The following is a 19740-nucleotide window of genomic DNA, read 5'->3' as shown; positions in this document are numbered from 1 at the left end:
CGGGAGCAACCGCCCCGCCTCACGGAGTTGCGGTCGCGGCTTGTACGAGGCCCGTAATGCCCGTTCATTTTTGGTGAAATTACGCCCTGACCGGCAAAATCCGAAAAATAGCCGGGACCGGCGCGGCGCTCCGCGCGGCCAGGCGGCACCCCTTACTTCAGCGGCTGGACGACGCCGTTCCGGGGAAGCGCGGCATTGCTCAGGGTGGCGGCGGCGGCGTCCTCCGCAAGCCGCGCGAACAGGACGTGATCCTGCCATTGCCCGGCTATCTTCAGATAGCCGCGCGCGTAGCCTTCCTGGGTGAAGCCGGCCTTTTGCAGCAGACCGATGGAGGCCTGGTTCTGCGGCAGGCAGGCGGCCTCGCAGCGGTGCAGCCGCAGTCCGTCGAAGATAAACGGAACGATCACCGACACCGCCTCGCTCATGTAGCCGTTGCGCGCGTGCGGCTGGCCGATCCAGTAGCCCAGCGAACACGACTGGGTAACGCCACGGCGGATTGACGACAGCGTCACCCCGCCGAGCAGAATGTCGCCGGCCGCCTTGAACACGAAGAAGGTATAGCTGCGGTCGCTGCGCTGCTCGTGCAGATAGCGGCGCAGGCGGCGGCGGAAGGCGGAACGGGTGAGATCGTCCTCGGGCCAGCTCGGTTCCCAGGGGGTGAGAAAGTCGCGCGACAGGGCGCGCAGCGCGGACCAGGACGGATAATCGCCGATGACCGGTGCCCGCATGTACAGACGTTGAGACCGCAGAACCGGGCTCTGTTCGCTGACCCCGATGGTGCCGAAAAACGCCATCGCCTTCCCTTTTCGCCAATCAGGCCATCAGGCTCAGATCGCTGCGCACCCCCAGCCGCTCGGAAATCTCGGCCGCGCTCATCACCTTGGCAACCGGCCCCACAGCGGTCAGGCTCGGCGTGCCGGAGCGGAAAATCTCGGCCGCCACGCGGCGCACGTCCTCCGCGCCGACCGCGTCGATCCTGGCCACGATCTCCTCGCTGGTGAGACAGCGGCCGTAAATCATCATCTGCCGGGCGATCTGGCCGGCGCGCGCCGCCGGACTCTCCATCGCCATCATCAGCGAAGCGCGGATGTGCGCGCGCGATCGCGCCACCTCCGCCTCATCGATGGCGTCCCCGGCGCGGATCAGTTCGTCGAGCACCACCGGCATCAGTTCGGACAGATCGTCCGCGCCCGTCGCCGCGTGCACCGCGAACAGTCCGGTGTCGGAAAACGCCCAGTGCAGCGCATAGATGGCATAGCACAAACCGCGGGTTTCGCGCACCTCCTGGAACAGCCGCGAGGACATGCCGCCGCCCAGGACCGAGGCCAGGATCTGGGCCGCGTAATAGTCCGCGTGCCCGTAGGGGCGGCCCTCGAAGGCCAGCAGCACCTGCGCTTCCATCAGCTCGCGGCTCTTGCACACGTGGCCGCCGATATAGCGCGCCTCGCCCGAATGGGCGACGGGCGTGCCGGAGAAGCACGCGAATTTCTCCTCGGCGAGCGCGACGATGGCGTCGTGGTCGACCTTGCCGGCCGCCGAGAGGATCATGTTGGGCGCGCGGTAATGGGCGGCGAGGTAATCGCGCACGCCTTGCGCCGTGAACCCCTTCACCGTCTCCGGCGTGCCCAGGATGCTGCGGCCCAGCGGCTGTCCCGGCCAGGCGGTCTCCTGCATCAGGTCGAAGGCCCAGTCCTCGGGCGAATCCTGCGCGGCTCCGATTTCCTGCAGGATCACGTGCTGCTCGCGCCGCAATTCCTCGGGGTCGACGGTCGGATCGCCGAGAATATCGGCGAGAAGATCGACCGCCAGCGGCACGTCGTCGGCCAGCACGCGCGCGTAATAGGCGGTGTGCTCGACGGAGGTCGACGCATTCAGCTCGCCGCCCACCGCCTCGATTTCCTCGGCGATGGAGCGCGCGGAGCGCCGGCTGGTGCCCTTGAAGGCCATGTGTTCGAGAAGATGGGTGATCCCGTGCTGGTCGGGGCCTCGTTGCGCGACCCCACGTGCACCCAAACGCCCAGCGCGGCCGTCTCCAGATGCGGCATGCGGTCGGTGACGACCGTAAGCCCGTTGGCAAGACGGCTGACGCGTACGTTCATTCTGTGGACCTCTTCGGTTTCAACTCGAACTCTCGACGATTACACGCTTTCAACGGCGCGGGCGCGTTCTTCGACCAGCGCCTCGATCGCCGCCTGATCATTGGCGACGACGCTAAAGGACTCTTCGCGTTCCATCAAATCCCCCAGCCAGTCCGGCAAGTGCGCATCGACGCCGCAGGCCTGTTTGACCGCGGCGGGGAATTTCGCCGGATGGGCCGTGGCGAGCACCACCATCGGCGCGCCGGTTTCCTCGGCCTGCTCGGCGACGTGCACGCCCACGGCCGTATGCGGGTCGAGCAGATAGCCGGCCTCCGCATGGGTCCGCGCGATGGTCGCGGCGACCGCATCCTCGTCGGCGCGCGCGGCGGAGAACAACCCGCGGATCTGCGCCAGGCCGGCGGGCTCGATCTCGAAGGCGCCGCTTTGCGACAGCCCGTCCATCTTGCGCTTCACCGCGGCGCCGTCGCGGCCGCAGACCTCGAACAACAGGCGCTCGAAATTTGACGAAATCTGGATGTCCATCGACGGCGAGCTGGTCGCCTCGACGCCGCGCATCTCGTAGCGGCCGCTCTCCAGCGTGCGCGCCAGGATGTCGTTGACGTTCGTGGCGATCACCAGCCGTTCGACCGGCAGACCCATCTTGGCCGCCACGAAGCCCGCGAAGACATCGCCGAAATTGCCCGTCGGCACCGTGAAGGCCACGGGACGGTGCGGCGCGCCGAGCGCCACGCCGGCGACGAAATAATAGACCACCTGCGCCATGATGCGCGCCCAGTTGATCGAGTTGACGCCCGCCAGTCCCACCCGGTCGCGGAAGGAGAAATGATTGAACATCCCCTTCACCATCGCCTGGCAGTCGTCGAAGTTGCCCTCGACCGCCAGCGCATGCACGTTGGCGTCGCGCACGGTGGTCATCTGGTGCTGCTGCACCGGAGAGACGCGGCCATGCGGAAACAGGATGAAGATGTCGGTGCGCGCGCGGCCCTTGAAGGCCTCGATCGCCGCCCCGCCCGTGTCGCCCGATGTGGCGCCGACGATGGTGGCGCGCTGGCCGCGCGCGCTCAACACGTGGTCCATCAGCCGCCCCAGCAGCTGCATCGCCACGTCCTTGAAGGCCAGCGTCGGGCCGTGGAACAGCTCCAGCACGAAGCGGTTGGGCGCCAGTTGCACCAGCGGCGTCACCGCCGGGTGGCGGAAGCCGGCGTAGGTGTCGCGGATCATGTCGCGCAGCACATCCGGCTCGATGGAGTCGCCGACGAACGGGCTGATCACCTCGAAGGCGACCTCGTGATAGGGGCGTCCGGCGAAGCCGGCGATGGCCGCGGCCGACAGCTGCGGCCACTCGGCGGGCACATACAGCCCGCCGTCACGCGCGAGGCCGCTCAACAAGACGTCGGAAAAATCCAGCTCGGGCGCGGTGCCGCGCGTGCTCACATATTTCAAGCCGCCGGTTCCTCTGCTACGGCCGCCGCGCATCTGCGGGTGGTCCAGTTCGGCGCGCGCACACTACCCATGAAGCCTGCCAGCGGCAAGCGTCGCTCTTGGCGGGTTTTGCAGACGGGATCGCCGGAGACGAGAGGCGCGCCTCACGCGTGGCCGGCCTCGCTCGACAGCATGCCCGGCGCGATGCCCATCTTGCGCAGGGCGTTGTCGTATTTGCCGTCAAGATCGGGACCGAAGATCAGCCCCGGGTCGGCGGGACAGTTCAGCCAACCGTTGGCCTGGATCTCGCTTTCGAGCTGGCCGGCGCCCCACCCCGCGTAGCCCAGGGCGAGCAGCGCGTTGCGCGGCCCGTCGCCGTCGACGATGGCCTTGAGGATCTCCACCGTCGCGGTCAGGCAGACGTTCTCCTGGATCGGCAATGTCGAGTTCTCGATGAAATAGTCGGGCGAATGCAGCACGAAGCCGCGGCCGGTCTCCACCGGCCCGCCGCGGTGCACCTGAATCTCGTCGATGCCGGAGGGCAGCAGGATCGCCTGGTCGTCGGAGATGATGTCGAGCTGCTGCAGCAGATCGGGGAAGGAAATATTGCCGGCGGGCTGATTGAGGACGATCCCCATGGCCCCATCGGCGGAATGAGCGCAGACGTATATGACCGAGCGGTCGAACCGGCTGTCCGCCATGCCGGGCATGGCGATCAGCAGCTGACCGTCGAGATACCTGCGCGCGGTGTCGGCGTGCATGGACATGGGCATATCCGCTTCGATCGTTTCATTTCTCCCCGGATGCACCAGCTTAGCGCTTGATTGAGCGTTTGTTAACGGCTGACAATGTCGCCAATGCCCGCACCTCACGCAGAAATGAGGATCATACGGGCTGACGCGGCCTCGCGCAGGGCGTAGAAGCAGCATCATGCAGAACAAATCCTCGCTTGTCGCACCCTCTTCCGCCTTGCCGGGCTCGGCATTGCTCGCGGCACTCGTGCTGATCGGGACGGCCGCGACGCCGGCGCTCGCCGGGTCCACCTCCTGGCGCGGCTCCATGGGCGGCGAAATCCGGCTGATCTCGGCGGGAGGCCCGCCGGCCGCCGACGGCACCCTGCAGGCCGGGCTGGAGCTGCGGCTGAAACCCGGCTGGAAGACATACTGGCGCTTTCCCGGCGACAGCGGCATCGGCACCAGCGCGGATTTCTCTACGTCGGTCAACCTGGCTTCGGCGGATCTCGCCTTCCCCGCACCCGAACGGCAGTTCGACGGATTCTCCACGTCGATCGGCTACACGGGGTCGGTGGTGCTGCCGCTGGCCGTGCGGCCTCATGACCCCGCCAAGCCGTTGCTGCTCAACGTCACCGTGACCTATGGCGTCTGCGCCGAGGTCTGTGTGCCGCTGCAGGACGAACTCAGCCTGGTGATGTCCGCCGGCGGGCCCGCGGACCCGGACGCCGCCGCGCAAATCGACGAAGCGCGCGCCCGTGTGCCGCGGCCGGCCACGGCGGACGATCCGCTGTCGGTGCGCGCGGTGACGGTCGGTCAAGCGCGGCCCCGCGTCCTCACCTTCTCCGCCGCGCTGAGCGATTCCTCCGCGCCCGCCGAACTGTTTGTCGAGGGGCCGGAGAATTCCTATCTGACGGTGCCCGATCCCGCCGGCACGCGCGATGGCCTCGCCCAGTGGACGCTGCCGCTCGACGGGCTGGTGTATGCGGGCGACAGCGCGTCGCTGCGGCTGACGCTGATCAACGGCGAAAAGGCCGTCGATCAGACCTGGATCCTGTCATCGGAAGAGCTGCAATAGGAGGATCACGTCCGCCATGCCGGTGCGCGAGACAGTGTGTTTCGCCGACGCGGCGGTTGAACTTTTCCCCTTTCACCCCCTATGTGAGGCTTGCAGCCGGCGCAAACGGCGCGCACCAGACACAATGCGACAGACGGCAAGCCGGGCGGAGCCCTCCGCCCCGCCGCGCGTCATCCAGAGGAGATCTACTCATGACAATTCAGGTTGGCGATCGTCTGCCCGACGCCACGTTCAAGATCACCACGGCCGACGGACCGGCCGAGACCACCACCCAGGAGGTCTTCGGCGGCAAGAAGGCGATCCTGTTCGCCGTGCCGGGCGCCTTCACGCCCACGTGCCACAAGAATCACCTGCCCGGATTCCTGGAGAACCTCGACACCTTCAAGGGCAAGGGCATCGACACGATCGCTGTGGTTTCAGTCAATGACGTCTTCGTCATGGACGCCTGGGCGGAGGCCACCGGCGGCAAGGGCAAACTGGTGTTTCTCGCCGACGGCAGCGCGGAGTTCACCAAGGCCGTCGGCCTGGAACTGGACGCCACGGCGGGCGGACTCGGGATCCGTTCCAAGCGCTACGCGATGGTCGTCGAGGACGGCGTGGTCAAGGCGCTCAACGTCGAGGACCAGCCCGGTCAGGCCGTCGCGTCCTCCGCCGCGGCGCTGCTCGCACTCGTCTGAGCAATCCGGCAATCCATCACAGCGGACGGGGACCTTCGGTCCCCGTTTTGCTTTGTACATCCGCTTGGTCCGGTCGTAGGCGACGACCCGAACACGCCCAGCAAGGCAATGGCCACGCCGTACCATGTCAGTGCGTAGCCGAGGTGCGGGTTGTTGAAGCGCACCATGGTCTCGCCGGGCTGCGGCAGGGCGCCTTCGCTGGCGTGGCTGGCGCGCAGGTCGACCGTGAACGGCGCGACCCTGGCGGCGTCCAGCCCGAAGGCCATGGCCATCTCGGACGGATCGCGCACGAACCAGACGTTCTTCTCCGGTTCGGCGTCGGGCGTGAACGTCTGCGCGGGTTCCGCGCGGCGGATGGTGCCGTCGATCTCGACAGTCCCCTCCGGCGCGGCGCTGCCCGGCCGCGAGGCGGGTTCCTTGCGCGCATCGGGCACGAAGCCGCGGTTGACGAAGACGAACCAGCCCGCCTCCGTCTGGAACGGCGAGACGATCCAATAGCCCGGGCCGCCATAGGCGCCGCGCGGATTGGCCAGCGCCGTGTACACGTGCAACTCGCCAGGCAGATAGTGGCCGGAGAAGCCCACACGCAGGTAGTCGATGTCCTCGACGGTCTGGCCGGCCCAGCGCTCGGGTCCCGGCGGCGGAACGGCCGCCGCATCCAAGCGCGCGTCCACGCGCGCGATCAGCGCTTCCTTCCAGGCGAGCCTGCGCATCTGCCAGTTGCCAAGCGTCAGCAGCACGACGAAGACGATCAGCACAAGGATGCCGGGAATGACCAGCGCGCGCGCCGCGCGGGCGGCGGGATCCTTCGGCCAGCGGTCGATCTTAGTCTTCTTCGCCAAGACGGCCCTCCCGGGCGTTGTGCTTGTACTGCAGCGCGATCATCAGCGCCTTCAGCGGCCGCAGCATGCCAAGCGACAGCACGATCGTCAGCGGCAGCCACAGCACCATGTGCAGCCAGATCGGCGGCATGTACTTGATCTCGACCACCATGGCGCAGGCGACCACGATGAAGCCGACGATCATGATGATGAACACCGCCGGGCCGTCGCCTGAATCGATGAACTCGAAATCCAGCCCGCAGTTGGAGCACCGCTTGGCGGTCTTGAGGAAACCGGCAAACAGCCGCCCCTGGCCGCAGCGCGGACAGGTGCACCCGAGCGCGGTGGACAGCGGCGACTGCGGGGCGTAGAGCGCCTTGTCGTGATCGGTCATCGCGCTGTCTCCTTGCTGCGGGCACATACAATTCGGGCGGCACTTGGACAATCCGTCCCCGCGACGCTGAGCATCGCGGCGACAGACGCCTCAGGCCGCCCGAACGGGACTCTTAGTGGGCGGCGGGTGCGCCCGCGCCCCAGACGTAGACGGCCACGAAGAGGAACAGCCACACGACGTCGACGAAGTGCCAGTACCAGGCGGCGGCCTCGAAGCCGAAGTGCTGCTTGGGCGTGAAGTCGCCCTTCATCGCGCGGAGCAGGCAGATGGCCAGGAAGATGGTGCCGACGATCACGTGGAAACCGTGGAAGCCGGTCGCCATGAAGAAGGTCGCGCCGTAGATGTTGCCCGAGAAACCGAAGGCGGCGTGGCTGTACTCGTAGGCCTGGCAGAGCGAGAAGATCACGCCGAGGATCACGGTCAGCGCGAGGCCCCACTTCAGGCCCTGGCGGTCGTCGTGCAGCAGCGCGTGGTGCGCCCAGGTCACCGTGGTGCCCGAGGTCAGCAGGATCAGCGTGTTGAGCAGCGGCAGGTGCCACGGATCGAAGGTCTCGATGCCCACCGGCGGCCAGTGACCGCCTGTGGCTTCCACGCGGGCGAACTGGATCGCCTCGCCGGCATAGAGCGAGGCGTCGAAATAGGCCCAGAACCATGCCACGAAGAACATCACCTCGGAGGCGATGAACATGATCATGCCGTAGCGCAGGTGAAGTTGCACGACGCGCGTGTGGTCGCCGGCGTGCGCCTCGCGGATGGTGTCACGCCACCAGCCGTACATGGTGTAGAGCACCAGCAGCATGCCGACCGTGAAGATGCCCCAGCCGGCCAGGTTCATGCCGAACAGCACGAATTCCTCGCCGCGGGTGTGGCGGAACAGGCCAACGGCGCCGATCGCCGTGATGAACGCGCCCATCGAGCCCAGGAAAGGCCAAGGGCTGGGGTCTACGAGATGATAGTCGTGGTTCTTGGTATGGGCTTCGGCCATGGCTTGCTCCCCGAGCTCCCTTGCTGCCGGGACGGTTGGCACCGTCCGGGTCTTAAAGTTTATTCGGCTCGGCGTTGCCGCCGACCGCCGCGATGGGTTGTTCCGGCAGATCCGCCGGGAAGAACGTGTAGGACAAAGTGATCGTCTTCACGCTCTTCAGATCAGGATCGTTGTCCATTTCGGGATCAACGAAAAACACGACGGGCATATCCTTCTTCTCGCCGGACTTTAACACCTGCTCGGTGAAGCAGAAGCAGTCCAGCTTGTTGAAGTAGGCGCCCGCCTGAAACGGGGTGACATTGAAGGTCGCGGTGCCCGCGGTCGCGTGCGCCGAGGTGTTTTCCGCCGCGTAGGCGACCTGCGCGACTTCGCCCATTTTCAGCACGATGTGGCGCTGTTCGGGCTTGAAGTCCCACGGCAGGCTGTTGCCCACGTTGCCGTCAAACCGCACCTCGATCGTGCGTTCGATGACCTTCACCGGCGCGCTCTCCGCGCGCTGGGTGGTGCCCGCGTATCCGGTCACCCGGCAAAACAGCTGGTAGAGCGGCACCGCGGCATAGGCCGCGCCCACCATGCAGCCGACGAAGACCACACAGGCGAGCGCCAGCGTCCGGTTGCCCCGGGCGGCGGATGTCTGCCTGTTGTCCTTGCGTTCGTCCTGCATCGGTCTTCGCTCTTGCTCTGCCGGAAGGCCCGCCCTACAGCGGCCGGTCCAGGATGTTGACGCCCAGCTTCACCACGGTGATCACGTAGAACAGCACCACCATGCCGGCAAGCGCCAGGCCGATCGCCACATTGCGCGAACGGCGGCGCTTCTGCTGCTCGTCGGTCAGCCGGATCCCATCGTTGCTCATCGCCATCGTCCTTACAGTCCTGGTGCGATCGCCGTCCATCCGGCCACATGCTCGACGAGCAGCAGCGCGAACAGGGCGAACAGATAGACGAGAGAGAACATGAACAGCCGCACGGATGCCTTGTGCGCCACGGCGCCCTCGCGCTTGCGCCACACGTCGAAGGCCAGCCACACGAAGACCGCGCCCAGGACCACGGCGCTCGCGCCATACAGCCAGCCGGCGAAGCCGAGCAGCGTCGGCGCCAGGCCGATCGGCGCCAGCAGCACCGAATACAGCAGGATCTGGTTGCGCGTCACCGTGTCCCCGCAGACCACCGGCAGCATCGGAATTCCGGCTGCCTTGTAGTCGGCCGACTTGAACAGCGCCAGCGCCCAGAAATGCGGCGGCGTCCACATGAAGATGATGAGAAACAGCGTGATGCTCTCGATCGAAACGGTGCCGGTGACCGCCGCCCAGCCGATCATCGGGGCAGCGCGCCGGCCGCCCGCCGATGACGATGTTCTGCGGCGTCGAGCGCTTCAGCCACATGGTGTAGACCACCACGTAGAAGAAGATCGTGAAGGCCAGCAGCCCGGCGGACAGCCAGTTGACGGCAATCCCAAGGGTCACGACGGAGCCGATCGACAGGGTCATGCCGAAGGCGAAGGCCTCTTCCGGCGTGACGCGGCCCGACGGGATCGGCCGGCCGCGGGTGCGCGACATGACGGCGTCGATGTCCGCGTCGTACCACATGTTCAGCGCGCCCGAGGCGCCCGCGCCGATGGCGATGCACAGCAGCGCAATGGCGGCGAGGACCGGGTGCAGCGCGCCCGGCGCCAGCACCAGGCCGACGAGGGCGGTGAAGATCACCAGGGACATGACGCGCGGCTTCAGCAGGGCGAAGAAATCGCCCACCGTGCCGGTGCCTCCGGTCCAGGCGGTCTGGGACACCGCGGTATCGTGGCGCTCGACGAGCGACATGCGTTCGGCCTTGTCTCAAGCGCCCCGCGGATAGCGCGGGGCATGGGTCTTTCGGTGCGCGACCGGCGCCGGAGAAGTCCGGCGCCGGTCACAATCGGTTGGACGCGAGCGCCTACTTGATGCGCGGCAGCGTCTCGAACTGGTGGAACGGCGGCGGAGAGGACAGGGTCCATTCCAGCGTCGTCGCGCCCTCGCCCCACGGGTTGTCGCCCGCGATGCGCTTCTTCATGAAGGCTTCCACGACGCAGACCAGGAAGATGATCACGCCGAAGGCCGAGATGTAGGAGCCGATCGACGAGACGTAGTTCCAGCCCGCGAAGGCGTCGGGATAGTCGACGTAGCGGCGCGGCATGCCGGCGAGCCCGAGGAAATGCTGCGGGAAGAACACCAGGTTCACGCCGATGAAGGTCACCCAGAAGTGCGACTTGGCGAGGAACGAGTTGTACATGTAGCCGAACATTTTCGGGAACCAGTAGTACCAGCCGCCGAACACCGCGAAGACCGCGCCCAGCGACAGCACGTAGTGGAAGTGGGCCACCACGAAATACGTGTCATGCAGCGAGCGGTCGAGACCGGCGTTGGCCAGCTGAACGCCGGTCACACCGCCGACGGTGAACAGGAAGATGAAGCCGATCGCCCAGAGCATCGGCGTGCGGAAGGTGATCGAGCCACCCCACATCGTCGCGATCCAGGAGAAGATCTTCACGCCGGTCGGCACCGCGATCACCATGGTGGCGAAGACGAAGTAGGCCTGCGTGTCGACATCCAGGCCGACCGTGTACATGTGGTGCGCCCACACGATGAAGCCGACCACGCCGATGGCGACCATGGCGTAGGCCATGCCGAGATAGCCGAAGATCGGCTTCTTGGAGAAGGTCGAGATGATGTGGCTGACGATGCCGAAGGCCGGAAGGATCAGGATGTAGACCTCCGGGTGACCGAAGAACCAGAACAGGTGCTGGAACAGGATCGGGTCGCCGCCGCCTTCGGGCGCGAAGAAGGTCGTGCCGAAGTTGCGGTCCGTCAGCAGCATGGTGATGGCGCCGGCCAGAACGGGCAGCGACAGCAGCAGCAGGAAGGCGGTGACCAGCACCGACCATGCAAACAGCGGCATCTTGTGCAGCGTCATGCCCGGCGCGCGCATGTTGAAGATGGTGGTGATGAAGTTGATCGCGCCGAGGATCGACGACGCGCCGGCGAGGTGCAGCGACAGGATCGCCAGATCCATGGCGGGGCCCGGCTGGCCCGAGGTCGACAGCGGCGGATAGATCGTCCAGCCGCCGCCCACGCCCATGCCGCCCGGAGGGCCTTCGACGAACATCGACAGCGCCAGCAGCGTGATCGCCGGCGGCAGCAGCCAGAAGGAGATGTTGTTCATCCGCGGGAACGCCATGTCCGGCGCGCCGATCATGATCGGCACGAACCAGTTGGCGAAGCCGCCGATCAGCGCGGGCATGACCATGAAGAAGATCATGATCAGGCCGTGCGCCGTGGTGAACACGTTGAACATATGCGGATCGGCGAAGATCTGCATGCCCGGCTCCTGCAGCTCCGCGCGCATGGCGACGGACAGGAAACCACCCAGGATCCCCGCGCAGATCGCGAAGATCAGGTACATCGTGCCGATGTCCTTGTGGTTGGTCGAGTAGATATAGCGCCGCCAGCCGGTCGGATGGGCGTGAGCGCCGTGGGCGTCGGAAGCCGCCATGTGTATCTCCCTGGTATCGTGGCCGGGCCGGCGCCAAGGTGCCTGCGCCTTAATCGGCCTCTCGCATGGGTTTGTCTGCTGCGTCGACTAGCGGTTTGCGACCGTCAAGGTCGCCGCACCGGTCGCGGCGGTCTGGTTTCTCGCATCGGCGTCGATCATCGACGCCAGGAGCGCATTGGCTGCGTCCATGTCGTCCTTCGCGGCCTCGACCCAGGAGGTGAACTGCTCCTTGGTGACGACGCGGATGGCGATCGGCATGAAGGCGTGATCCTTGCCGCAAAGCTCCGAGCACTGGCCGTAGTAGACGCCGGTGCCGTCGGCGCGGAACCAGGTCTCGTTCAGGCGGCCGGGGATGGCGTCCACCTTGACGCCGAAAGCCGGCATCGCGAAGGCGTGGATCACATCGGCCGCGGTCACCTGGACGCGAACGTTGGTGTCGACCGGAACGACGAGCTGGTTGTCGACCGACAGCAGACGCGGAACCTGCTTCTCGGTCTGGCCGCGCGCCGCCATGCGCTCCGCGCGGTCCTCGTCGGTCAGCATCAGGCTGTCGAAGGAGACGTCTTCCATGCCGTCCTCGGCGTACTCGTAACCCCAGTACCACTGGTAGCCGGTCGCCTTGATGGTCAGCTCGGTCTCGGGCAGCACCAGCTCCTTGTAGAGCAGACGGAACGACGGCACCGCGATCACCACCAGGATGAGGATCGGGACGACCGTCCACAGAACCTCGATCAACGTGTTATGCGTGGTGCGCGACGGCGTCGGATTGGCTTTCGCGTTGAAGCGGACGATGCAGATGCCCAGCAGCGCCGTCACGAGCAGCACGATCGGGATCACGATCCACAGCGTGAAGTTGTTGAAGTACGTGATGTCGTGCATGACTTCGGTGGCCGCCGGCTGGAAGCCGATCTGCCAATCTTCCGGCTGCGCGGCCGACGCGGCGCTCACGCCTGCGCCCAGCAGCGCGGCCAACCCGCCGACGCCGGTTTTGGCCATACCCATCAAACGATCGAGCGGATTCGTCACCTTGTAGCGCTCCCTTTCATCTCCCGCGCCCCTGCGGGATGAATCGCGTTGCCTGCGCCCTGCCATACACCGATTTTTCCGGCGCGGCGAGCGGCAGGCAGTATCAAGACCTGGTTCGGGGCGGCATATTAGGCGCAAACACAATTCACCGGCACCCGATAAACCGTACCGGGCGGCGATGTGCCGCACCCAATGCACCTTCCCCAACGAGAGACCGCGCAGCTTCGGCGGACGCGTGTTTCTCCTGATTTCGGCGCACAAAAACCACAAGCGGCAGCCGTTCGCAATCCCGCATTCGCACTATGGCGTAAGGAATACGGATGACAGGCCGTGACACCGCCGCAATTCCGCCATCTCATGCGATAAGCAAGAGCACGGGATTGGCAAACGGAGCCCGAGTCGGGCAATGTCTGCTCGAACGTCGGCCGTCGGGCCGGCAACGATTCGCTCGCCCGAGCCAGAGCGTCCCGGCAAGCGCCAACCGGCGCCCCACCGGCGCCCAAGTTCGAAAAGCGCTCCCGTATCACGAGAGCTCGGTCGCCGGGCTCCTGCATCGCATCGGAGGTTGATGTGCCCACCCTGACTTCACGCCTGGCTGCCCTGGGCATGGCGGCTCTCCTGCCGATCGGCATGGCGGCTCCCGCAGCGGCCCAGGGCGCGGTGCGCGCCTCGCACGGCGACTGGCAGATCCGTTGCGACACGCCGCCCGGCGCGGCGGGCGAGCAATGCGCCCTGATCCAGAACGTGACCGCTGAGGACCGCGAGAACGTGGGGCTTTCGGTGATCGTGCTGAAAACGGCCGACAAGGAAGCCAAGATCCTGCGGGTGCTGGCGCCGCTCGGCGTGCTGCTGCCCTTCGGCCTGGGTCTCAAGGTGGATGGGGCGGACATCGGCCGCGCCGGCTTCGTGCGCTGCCTTCCCAACGGCTGCATCGCCGAAGTGATCCTGCAGGACGAATTGCTGGACAAGATGAAGACCGGCAAGCTTGCCACCTTCATCATCTTCCAGACGCCCGAGGAAGGCATCGGCATCCCGATTTCGCTGAATGGCTTTCCCGCCGGCTACGACGCCCTGGAATAGGCGGGCGTGACGGCGGCTTCACTGCCGCCCGGGACGCCGCGCGCTCAAGCCCTGCGGCGCGCGTGCGCCGCGAAATCCACAAAAATCACAGTGCCTTCGCCCGCGCCGGGGAACCGGTGCGGGCGTTGCCGCCATGTTGCCCGTCAGACGCCGCCCGCGCGGCGTCGCGCTGCGCAAGCGCCGCCTTGACGCTGGCGATCCGGTCGCGCTCCATCGCCGCCAGCAGCGCGGGATGCATGCCCTCGCCGCGCGCCGCCGCCATGGCATGAAAATCCGACCAGCCCATGCCGGCGCTCGTCAGCGGCGCATGGCCGCCCGTCTTGACGCCTGTCCGCTGTCCGGGCTCGAAACCTCGATCGTCGCTCACGGATAGATCTCCTGTGCGCAGGCCGACGGCGCGCGCGGGGAATCGCGCGCCGTCCATGCCTGATCTGCGCCGGGCGATCCCTGGGGGCGTCCGCTCCCGGGAGGAAGAGAGGACAGGAGCGCATCGGCTGCATCCAATTAACATGAATGATATACTCAAGTTTAAAAAAATCAAGCTGGGACGATGCCCTACGCGCTGCCCCGGCGCGGGGAATCACGGCATCGCCCGCGGCTCCGGCAAATCGCGAGGGTGAAATTTCCCGCAAACACCCTATTATATGAGTCACAACCCCGAGCAATCGACCTGCAGTGGCGGCACGCACGCCCACGCGGCCTCATCGAGCCCCAGCGAACGGACCCATCATGAGCGATCAGACCCCCACCCTTGCGGCGCCAATCGACCTTCTCGAGGCATCCGGCATGGGCGAGGCCACGGCCCGCCGGCTCACCGCCGACGCGCTCGCCGGCGCCGACGACGGCGAGCTGTTTCTCGAATACCGCCAGTCCGAGGGTCTCGCCTGGGACAACGGCCGTCTGAAATCCGCGAGTTTCGACACCACGCAGGGATTCGGCCTGCGCGCGGTGGCCGGTGAGGCCGCGGGCTACGCGCATTCGGGCGAGATATCCGAGGCCGCGCTCAAGCGCGCAGCCGATGCCGTCTCCGCCGTCACCTCCGGCCATTCCGGCACCTATGCGGCGGCGCCCGCGCGCACCAACGCCGCGCTCTACGGCGACGAGAACCCGCTCGGCGCGCCGACATTCGAGGAAAAGGTCAAGCTGCTCGCCGAGATCGACGCCCACGCCCGCGCGCTCGATCCGCGCGTGCGCCAGGTCTCCGTCTCGCTCGCGGGCACCTGGCAGGTGGTCGACATCCTGCGCGCCGACGGCCACCGGGTGCGCGACGTGCGCCCGCTGGTGCGCTTCAACGTCTCGATCGTCGCCGGCGAGGGCGACCGGCAGGAATCGGGTTCGCACGGCATGGGCGGGCGCGAGGGCTATGGCGGTTTCATCACGCCGGACAACTGGCATTACGCCGTCGACGAGGCGCTGCGCCAGGCGCTGGTCAATCTTGACGCGGTCGCGGCGCCCGCCGGCGAGATGGACGTTGTGCTCGGCGCCGGCTGGCCCGGCATTCTCCTGCACGAGGCCGTCGGCCACGGGCTGGAGGGCGATTTCAACCGCAAGAAGACGTCTGCCTTCGCCGGCCTGATGGGCCAGCAGGTGGCCTCCAAGGGCGTGACCGTGGTCGACGACGGCACCTTGGGCGGCAGGCGGGGCTCCCTCAACGTGGACGACGAAGGCACGCCCACGTCGGAAACCGTGCTGATCGAGGACGGCAAGCTGGTGGGCTACATGCAGGACCGGCAGAACGCCCGGCTGATGGGCATGCAGCCGACCGGCAACGGCCGCCGCCAGTCGTTCGCCCACATCCCCATGCCGCGCATGACCAACACCATCATGAAATCCGGCGCGCATGATCCGGCCGAGATCCTCGCCTCGGTGAAGAACGGGCTCTACGCCGTCTCCTTCGGCGGCGGCCAGGTCGACATCACGTCAGGCAAATTCGTGTTCTCCTGCACCGAGGCCTATCGCATCGAGAACGGCAGGATCGGCGCGCCGGTCAAGGGCGCCATGCTGATCGGCAACGGCCCGGACGCGCTCACCCGCGTGCCGATGATCGGCAACGACATGAAGCTCGATCCCGGCATCGGCACCTGCGGCAAGCAGGGCCAGGGCGTGCCCGTCGGCGTCGGCCAGCCGACCCTGCGCATCAACGCGCTGACGGTGGGCGGCACGGCCGCCTGAGGCCGCCCGCCTCCGCCTCTTCCCGTATCCGTCCCTCTCCCATGGGGAGAGGGCCAGGGTGAGGGGATCAAATCTCTCAGGCGTACGGTAAGGCCGGCTCCCCTCACCCGGCGCTTTCGCGCCGACCTCTCCCCATGGGAGAGGTATTCCAGGTGGCATATTTGCATGAATTGCCCCATGCGCCCGCCGTGCCTTCATGGCCACGGCCGCCTCCCGACGCCTTGACCATGACGTCATGGCTTCTATGTAAGAAGAAATGGCGCGCACCCGGGGTCACGCAACCGCGATCTCACGGGGTGTGCGGATGGGACCAAACGCGCGGGTCGGCGATCACTCAGCCGTTCGCGGCACGCCATGGCGTGTCGCCACCGAACCGGCCCCCGTCCCTCCACGCGACACCCATGGCAGCCATCGGCGGCCTCGCCGCCTGACACCGGCCGCCTGACACCGGGAGGCACGAGGCATGGCGATCTCTTTCGTAATCTTCGACATGGACGGGGTGCTCTACGACAAGCGCGACGGCGTCCGCCTGCGGGCCCTGTCGGAGCTGTCCGGCCGTTCCCCTGAGGAAATCGACCAGGCGATCTTCCGCTCCGACTTCGAGGCGGGCGCGGAAGCCGGACACCCCGCCACCGGCGTGGAGTATCTCGACGGCTTTTCCCGCCGCCTCGGCGTAGAGCTTGACCGGGAGACCTGGATCCGCATCCGCCGCGCGATGGTGGCGCCGAAACCGCGCCTCTTTTCGCTGGCGCGGCGGCTGATGAAACACGTCGACGTGGCCATGCTGACCAACAATCCGATCTTGCTCAAGGAGACGATCACGGAATGCGCGCCCGAGGTCGTCGCCCTGTTCGGGGCCTCGGCCCATGTCTCGGCGGAATTCAGCGCCCGCAAGCCCGATGCCGCCGTCTATCACAAGATCTGCGCGCTGCACGGTCACACGCCTGAAAACACCGTGATGGTCGATGATTCGAGACGCAACGTGCGCGGCGCGATCCGCGCCGGCCTCAACGGCGTGCTGTTCACAAACCCGATCGCGCTGGAAACCGAGCTTGTCCGCAAGGGTCTGCGCACCGGCGGCCGCGGCCCCGGCGCCCTTGCCCGGCATGTCCGGTCGCCCGTCAGGTCCACCATGGGCCAGCGCCGGACGCACCCCGCCCCGCCCTCGTCACAGACGGCGCGCGTCGCGGGGCCGCTTGCGAATAAACTTTGAAAAGCAGTTTGTCTATTCGGAGCCGTCGACGGGTTCTTTCAAGAGTTCCCGTTTGACTTCGGACCAGACGGCCCGCGCTTTCTCTTTCTCTTTCTCTCTGTTCTCTTTGGTTCCAAATTGCAAATCCGATAGCGCACCCGTCCAGGCCGCAGCCGCCGTTGACGAGGGATCGAGCCCGCTTCCCCACACGAACAACCTAAAGGTTCTCTTGGAAAGGCGACCACCCGCGCGAAAGCCGGTTGAAGACGGACGAACGCCCAGATATTTCAAGGCCTTGAGAAGATCGCGGCGCGCATCCTCGCCGCGTCCAATCTCCAGTTCCGCAAAGGCCCGGGAGATGAACATGTCGGCAACCCGGCCGCGATTCTCAGGTATCCGGTCAAATACCGTCAACGCGACATCACACCGAAAGATCTTTGCATTCGGCGACAGATCATCATTTGCGCAAGGTATGCTGAAGAAAATACCCACTGCCATTACAGTCATTAATAAAACAATACACAATACAATAAGTGCGTATTTCGAATACCGGATATAGTCTCGCAGCCGCGGTGCGAAACTGTCTTCGTATTTGGATCCGTATTCCGACGCCATAAACTCGATGCCCAATGCGAAGAGAACCGTCCACATAGACGGATAGAAATCGCAAGCTACAGATGCCCGGCGTCAGTGCAAGCACTGTCTGTATCGCCAAGCCGCGTACGAATACGCTTTGAGAAATACTTCCCCAACGTCATTATGTCCGCATGTCGAATATTGTACCGAAATCTCATTCTGACGCAGGGTGATTGTCATGACATATAAGCATATCGTCGCGATTGCTTCGTTCCTTCATAAGACGTCAATCCAGCGTTTTTTGCTGCTTCGATTTTATGTACTGCCGACCAAAGCCCGCTTTTCCCCTTAGTTCCATCATCAAATTCTTCCGGAAGCCAGTTAAAATCGATATTATCTCGAAGCTCCAATCCATAATTAAAAGAGTCTAGGTTCTTTATGATATTGTGATCAGCATAGTCTTTGTATAGATAGTCGTAATACTCTTGTTGTGTAATAGCACCTGGACTACGCGGGTCCGCATTGTTCAATATAAACTTTGACCCTTGCGACCGCTGACCGTCAAACGACGCGGTGAGACCGTCAGCAAGAAAAACTGGAGCTTATTAATTTCACTATCGAGGTCCAAAGCCGTTATTCCGGCTCTAAAATTGCCATTTCCATCAAGAAATTCTTCGCCAATATCATCGGGAATTTCATCAATCATCTGCGAATAGGCAGCGTGGGATCCTATATGGACTGCGTCCGGATCGGCAGCTTGAGCTATTTCCATAACTTGGGCGGCAGAGCCCTTTTGGGGTAGTATAAGAAGACTGCGGCCATCCGCATCTTGATCGTAGCCGATCGAACTGTTTCGAAGGGCATCCAACACGGCATGCCCTTGGAGCTCATTCGGAATCAAATGGTGAACTTGAAAATCCGTGGACATGTCTCGCTCCAAAATTCAAAAAAGAACGTCGCTGTTTTCAGTGAGCCAAGGCTTCATACCCCGCTCAAGGCCGTGTTTAGATTCCCAATCAAGAGTGGGCTGGATGTTGTCTTCCGCCACCCAAGGTCCCTCGACTTCCTCGCAAGGATCCGCCCTGAAGTATTTGAGCTTCATCTTCTTCATCCGGCTATGAAGTTCATCCGAGACGAAAATGCCCGCGGCTCGAATGCGGAATCCGCACCAAACGTGGCGCCCGGCAATGGTCGGCCTGCTCAGGACTTTCTTGAGCCGCCACCGCACATTCACGCGCGGACATTCCGCCGGCTCATCGAGCTTCAGCCAAGTGACTTCGGATTGTTTGACGAGAAGACTGTCGAAGGAAACGGTACAGTTGAAGATAAAATATTCTTCTTCAACTCTTTCGCCATTCTTGTAGTAAAGCTCGAGCGGAAAGAATTGATGCACGCCGGGCTCGAATTCTTCTACTAAATCGCGAAAGCGCGAGCTCACCGCATTGAGACCGGGCATTGCAAAAATGTCCGGAAGGGTCTTTTTGCCTTTCGTTTCCCGGAAGCGCGTCGGTAGACGCCGAGGACCGACCGGAAGTCCAAGGCTCAAGCCGAAACGAAACTTGTCTTTTGGTTCGTCTTCGAACTCGAATATTGGTTCGCGGCTATTGAAATCGAGTTTGATCCAACAGGCCATCACCCCCTCCCGCGTTTGCCGAAGGGCGCGCGCTTGCGGCCATTGCAGGGCGCTGCGGAGTAAGGTGTTCCGCCCATTCCTGGAAGAGGTGGAGAGGCTGGCGCGTTTCTCTCGTAAGTCAGTTGCAGCACACGGCCGGAAAAATGCGCGCTCCGATCCTTGAAATGCACGCGGATTGTTTCTGATGGACTTTGTCCGAGCGTGTCGCCATCCTTCAAGACGGCGCCTTTCACCAGCAGATAGCCGATCGTGCCGTAGATCCGCTGGGCGATATCCAGCGGCTGCAAGGGCGCAGGAAGGAACTCGATTTCCATTCCAAAGAAAGCCCGCGC

Annotated in this window: 21 protein-coding genes and 2 pseudogenes; 5 read left to right on the top strand and 18 right to left on the bottom strand. The window is 64.8% G+C overall.

Annotation, left to right across the window (positions count from 1 at the left end; translation table 11 throughout):
- Positions 1 to 152: 152 nt before the first annotated feature.
- The 4 genes and pseudogenes from D1F64_RS04835 to D1F64_RS04820 form a co-directional block, all read right to left on the bottom strand.
- Entirely contained in the window at positions 153 to 794 is a 642-nt protein-coding gene (locus tag D1F64_RS04835) for a GNAT family protein (RefSeq protein ID WP_117411498.1), read from the bottom strand.
- A gap of 19 nt (positions 795 to 813) precedes the next feature.
- A pseudogene (locus tag D1F64_RS04830) lies at positions 814 to 2099 on the bottom strand (pitrilysin family protein).
- A 39-nt stretch (positions 2100 to 2138) separates the two neighbouring features.
- Positions 2139 to 3542, bottom strand: coding sequence for a threonine synthase (gene thrC / locus D1F64_RS04825; protein WP_117411497.1), 1404 nt, complete (start codon positions 3540 to 3542; stop codon positions 2139 to 2141).
- A gap of 143 nt (positions 3543 to 3685) precedes the next feature.
- Positions 3686 to 4288: a YqgE/AlgH family protein gene (locus D1F64_RS04820; protein WP_117411496.1), complete on the bottom strand. Its 603-nt coding sequence runs from the start codon at positions 4286 to 4288 to the stop codon at positions 3686 to 3688.
- A 163-nt stretch (positions 4289 to 4451) separates the two neighbouring features.
- On the opposite strand from D1F64_RS04820, the gene D1F64_RS04815 reads away from it, so the two are divergent.
- Positions 4452 to 5330 carry a protein-disulfide reductase DsbD domain-containing protein gene (locus tag D1F64_RS04815; protein ID WP_117411495.1) on the top strand — a complete coding sequence of 293 codons (879 nt, stop codon included), beginning with the start codon at positions 4452 to 4454 and terminating at the stop codon, positions 5328 to 5330.
- A gap of 191 nt (positions 5331 to 5521) precedes the next feature.
- On the top strand, positions 5522 to 6007 hold the full coding sequence (locus D1F64_RS04810) for a peroxiredoxin (RefSeq protein WP_117411494.1): 486 nt from the start codon (positions 5522 to 5524) through the stop codon (positions 6005 to 6007).
- Here the strand turns inward: D1F64_RS04810 and D1F64_RS04805 are convergent.
- The 8 genes and pseudogenes from D1F64_RS04805 to coxB all read right to left on the bottom strand — a co-directional run bounded on the left by D1F64_RS04805 (position 5962) and on the right by coxB (position 12731).
- Positions 5962 to 6849, bottom strand: coding sequence for an SURF1 family protein (locus D1F64_RS04805; RefSeq protein ID WP_117411493.1), 888 nt, complete (start codon positions 6847 to 6849; stop codon positions 5962 to 5964). The two genes, D1F64_RS04810 and D1F64_RS04805, sit on opposite strands and share 46 nt — an antisense overlap.
- Positions 6833 to 7222: a DUF983 domain-containing protein gene (locus D1F64_RS04800; protein WP_117411492.1), complete on the bottom strand. Its 390-nt coding sequence runs from the start codon at positions 7220 to 7222 to the stop codon at positions 6833 to 6835. Before D1F64_RS04800 ends, D1F64_RS04805 begins: the two co-directional genes overlap by 17 nt.
- A 112-nt stretch (positions 7223 to 7334) precedes the next feature.
- Positions 7335 to 8207 carry a cytochrome c oxidase subunit 3 gene (locus tag D1F64_RS04795; protein WP_117411491.1) on the bottom strand — a complete coding sequence of 291 codons (873 nt, stop codon included), beginning with the start codon at positions 8205 to 8207 and terminating at the stop codon, positions 7335 to 7337.
- A gap of 52 nt (positions 8208 to 8259) precedes the next feature.
- On the bottom strand, positions 8260 to 8871 hold the full coding sequence (locus D1F64_RS04790; protein ID WP_117411490.1) for a cytochrome c oxidase assembly protein: 612 nt from the start codon (positions 8869 to 8871) through the stop codon (positions 8260 to 8262).
- A 34-nt stretch (positions 8872 to 8905) separates the two neighbouring features.
- Positions 8906 to 9061, bottom strand: a complete 156-nt coding sequence (locus tag D1F64_RS23085) for a hypothetical protein (RefSeq protein ID WP_162901301.1) — start codon at positions 9059 to 9061, stop codon at positions 8906 to 8908.
- An 11-nt stretch (positions 9062 to 9072) separates the two neighbouring features.
- Positions 9073 to 10021: pseudogene (locus D1F64_RS04785) on the bottom strand (heme o synthase).
- Between the two features lie 112 nt (positions 10022 to 10133).
- Positions 10134 to 11729, bottom strand: coding sequence for a cytochrome c oxidase subunit I (gene ctaD, locus D1F64_RS04780; protein ID WP_117411489.1), 1596 nt, complete (start codon positions 11727 to 11729; stop codon positions 10134 to 10136).
- A gap of 87 nt (positions 11730 to 11816) precedes the next feature.
- Positions 11817 to 12731, bottom strand: coding sequence for a cytochrome c oxidase subunit II (gene coxB / locus D1F64_RS04775; RefSeq protein WP_117411488.1), 915 nt, complete (start codon positions 12729 to 12731; stop codon positions 11817 to 11819).
- A gap of 630 nt (positions 12732 to 13361) precedes the next feature.
- On the opposite strand from coxB, the gene D1F64_RS04770 reads away from it, so the two are divergent.
- Complete coding sequence (locus D1F64_RS04770) at positions 13362 to 13835, top strand: invasion associated locus B family protein (protein WP_117411487.1); 474 nt, start codon at positions 13362 to 13364, stop codon at positions 13833 to 13835.
- 85 nt (positions 13836 to 13920) lie between these two features.
- On the opposite strand, the gene D1F64_RS04765 is transcribed toward D1F64_RS04770, so the two are convergent.
- Positions 13921 to 14202, bottom strand: coding sequence for a hypothetical protein (locus D1F64_RS04765; RefSeq protein WP_162901300.1), 282 nt, complete (start codon positions 14200 to 14202; stop codon positions 13921 to 13923).
- Between the two features lie 419 nt (positions 14203 to 14621).
- Between D1F64_RS04765 and tldD the strand changes: the two genes are divergently transcribed.
- Together tldD and D1F64_RS04755 are read left to right on the top strand one after the other, a co-directional pair.
- A complete protein-coding gene (tldD, locus tag D1F64_RS04760; RefSeq protein WP_205470759.1) occupies positions 14622 to 16007 on the top strand; it encodes a metalloprotease TldD in 1386 nt (461 codons plus the stop codon).
- 463 nt (positions 16008 to 16470) lie between these two features.
- On the top strand, positions 16471 to 17220 hold the full coding sequence (locus D1F64_RS04755; RefSeq protein WP_117411484.1) for an HAD-IA family hydrolase: 750 nt from the start codon (positions 16471 to 16473) through the stop codon (positions 17218 to 17220).
- Between the two features lie 12 nt (positions 17221 to 17232).
- Here the strand turns inward: D1F64_RS04755 and D1F64_RS04750 are convergent, their stop codons facing one another.
- The 5 genes from D1F64_RS04750 to D1F64_RS04735 form a co-directional block, all read right to left on the bottom strand.
- The gene (locus tag D1F64_RS04750) at positions 17233 to 17829 is read right to left on the bottom strand and encodes a hypothetical protein (protein WP_162901299.1); all 597 of its coding nucleotides are present in this window, start codon (positions 17827 to 17829) and stop codon (positions 17233 to 17235) included.
- Positions 17830 to 18011: 182 nt separating this feature from the next.
- Entirely contained in the window at positions 18012 to 18305 is a 294-nt protein-coding gene (locus D1F64_RS23080) for a hypothetical protein (protein ID WP_162901298.1), read from the bottom strand.
- Positions 18302 to 18703 (bottom strand): AHH domain-containing protein, encoded by a 402-nt coding sequence (locus D1F64_RS04745; protein WP_117411482.1) that lies wholly within the window; start codon positions 18701 to 18703, stop codon positions 18302 to 18304. The genes D1F64_RS23080 and D1F64_RS04745 overlap by 4 nt, the downstream gene beginning before the upstream one ends.
- A 15-nt stretch (positions 18704 to 18718) precedes the next feature.
- Complete coding sequence (locus D1F64_RS04740) at positions 18719 to 19408, bottom strand: DUF1629 domain-containing protein (RefSeq protein ID WP_117411481.1); 690 nt, start codon at positions 19406 to 19408, stop codon at positions 18719 to 18721.
- Positions 19408 to 19722: a DUF4261 domain-containing protein gene (locus tag D1F64_RS04735; RefSeq protein ID WP_117411480.1), complete on the bottom strand. Its 315-nt coding sequence runs from the start codon at positions 19720 to 19722 to the stop codon at positions 19408 to 19410. The genes D1F64_RS04740 and D1F64_RS04735 overlap by 1 nt, the downstream gene beginning before the upstream one ends.
- Between the last annotated feature and the right edge of the window lie 18 nt (positions 19723 to 19740).

Source organism: Breoghania sp. L-A4 (assembly GCF_003432385.1).
Classification (GTDB): Bacteria; Pseudomonadota; Alphaproteobacteria; order Rhizobiales; family Stappiaceae; genus Breoghania.
The sequence above is the reverse complement of the archived record's forward strand: the minus strand, read 5'-3'. Positions and strand labels throughout refer to the sequence as shown.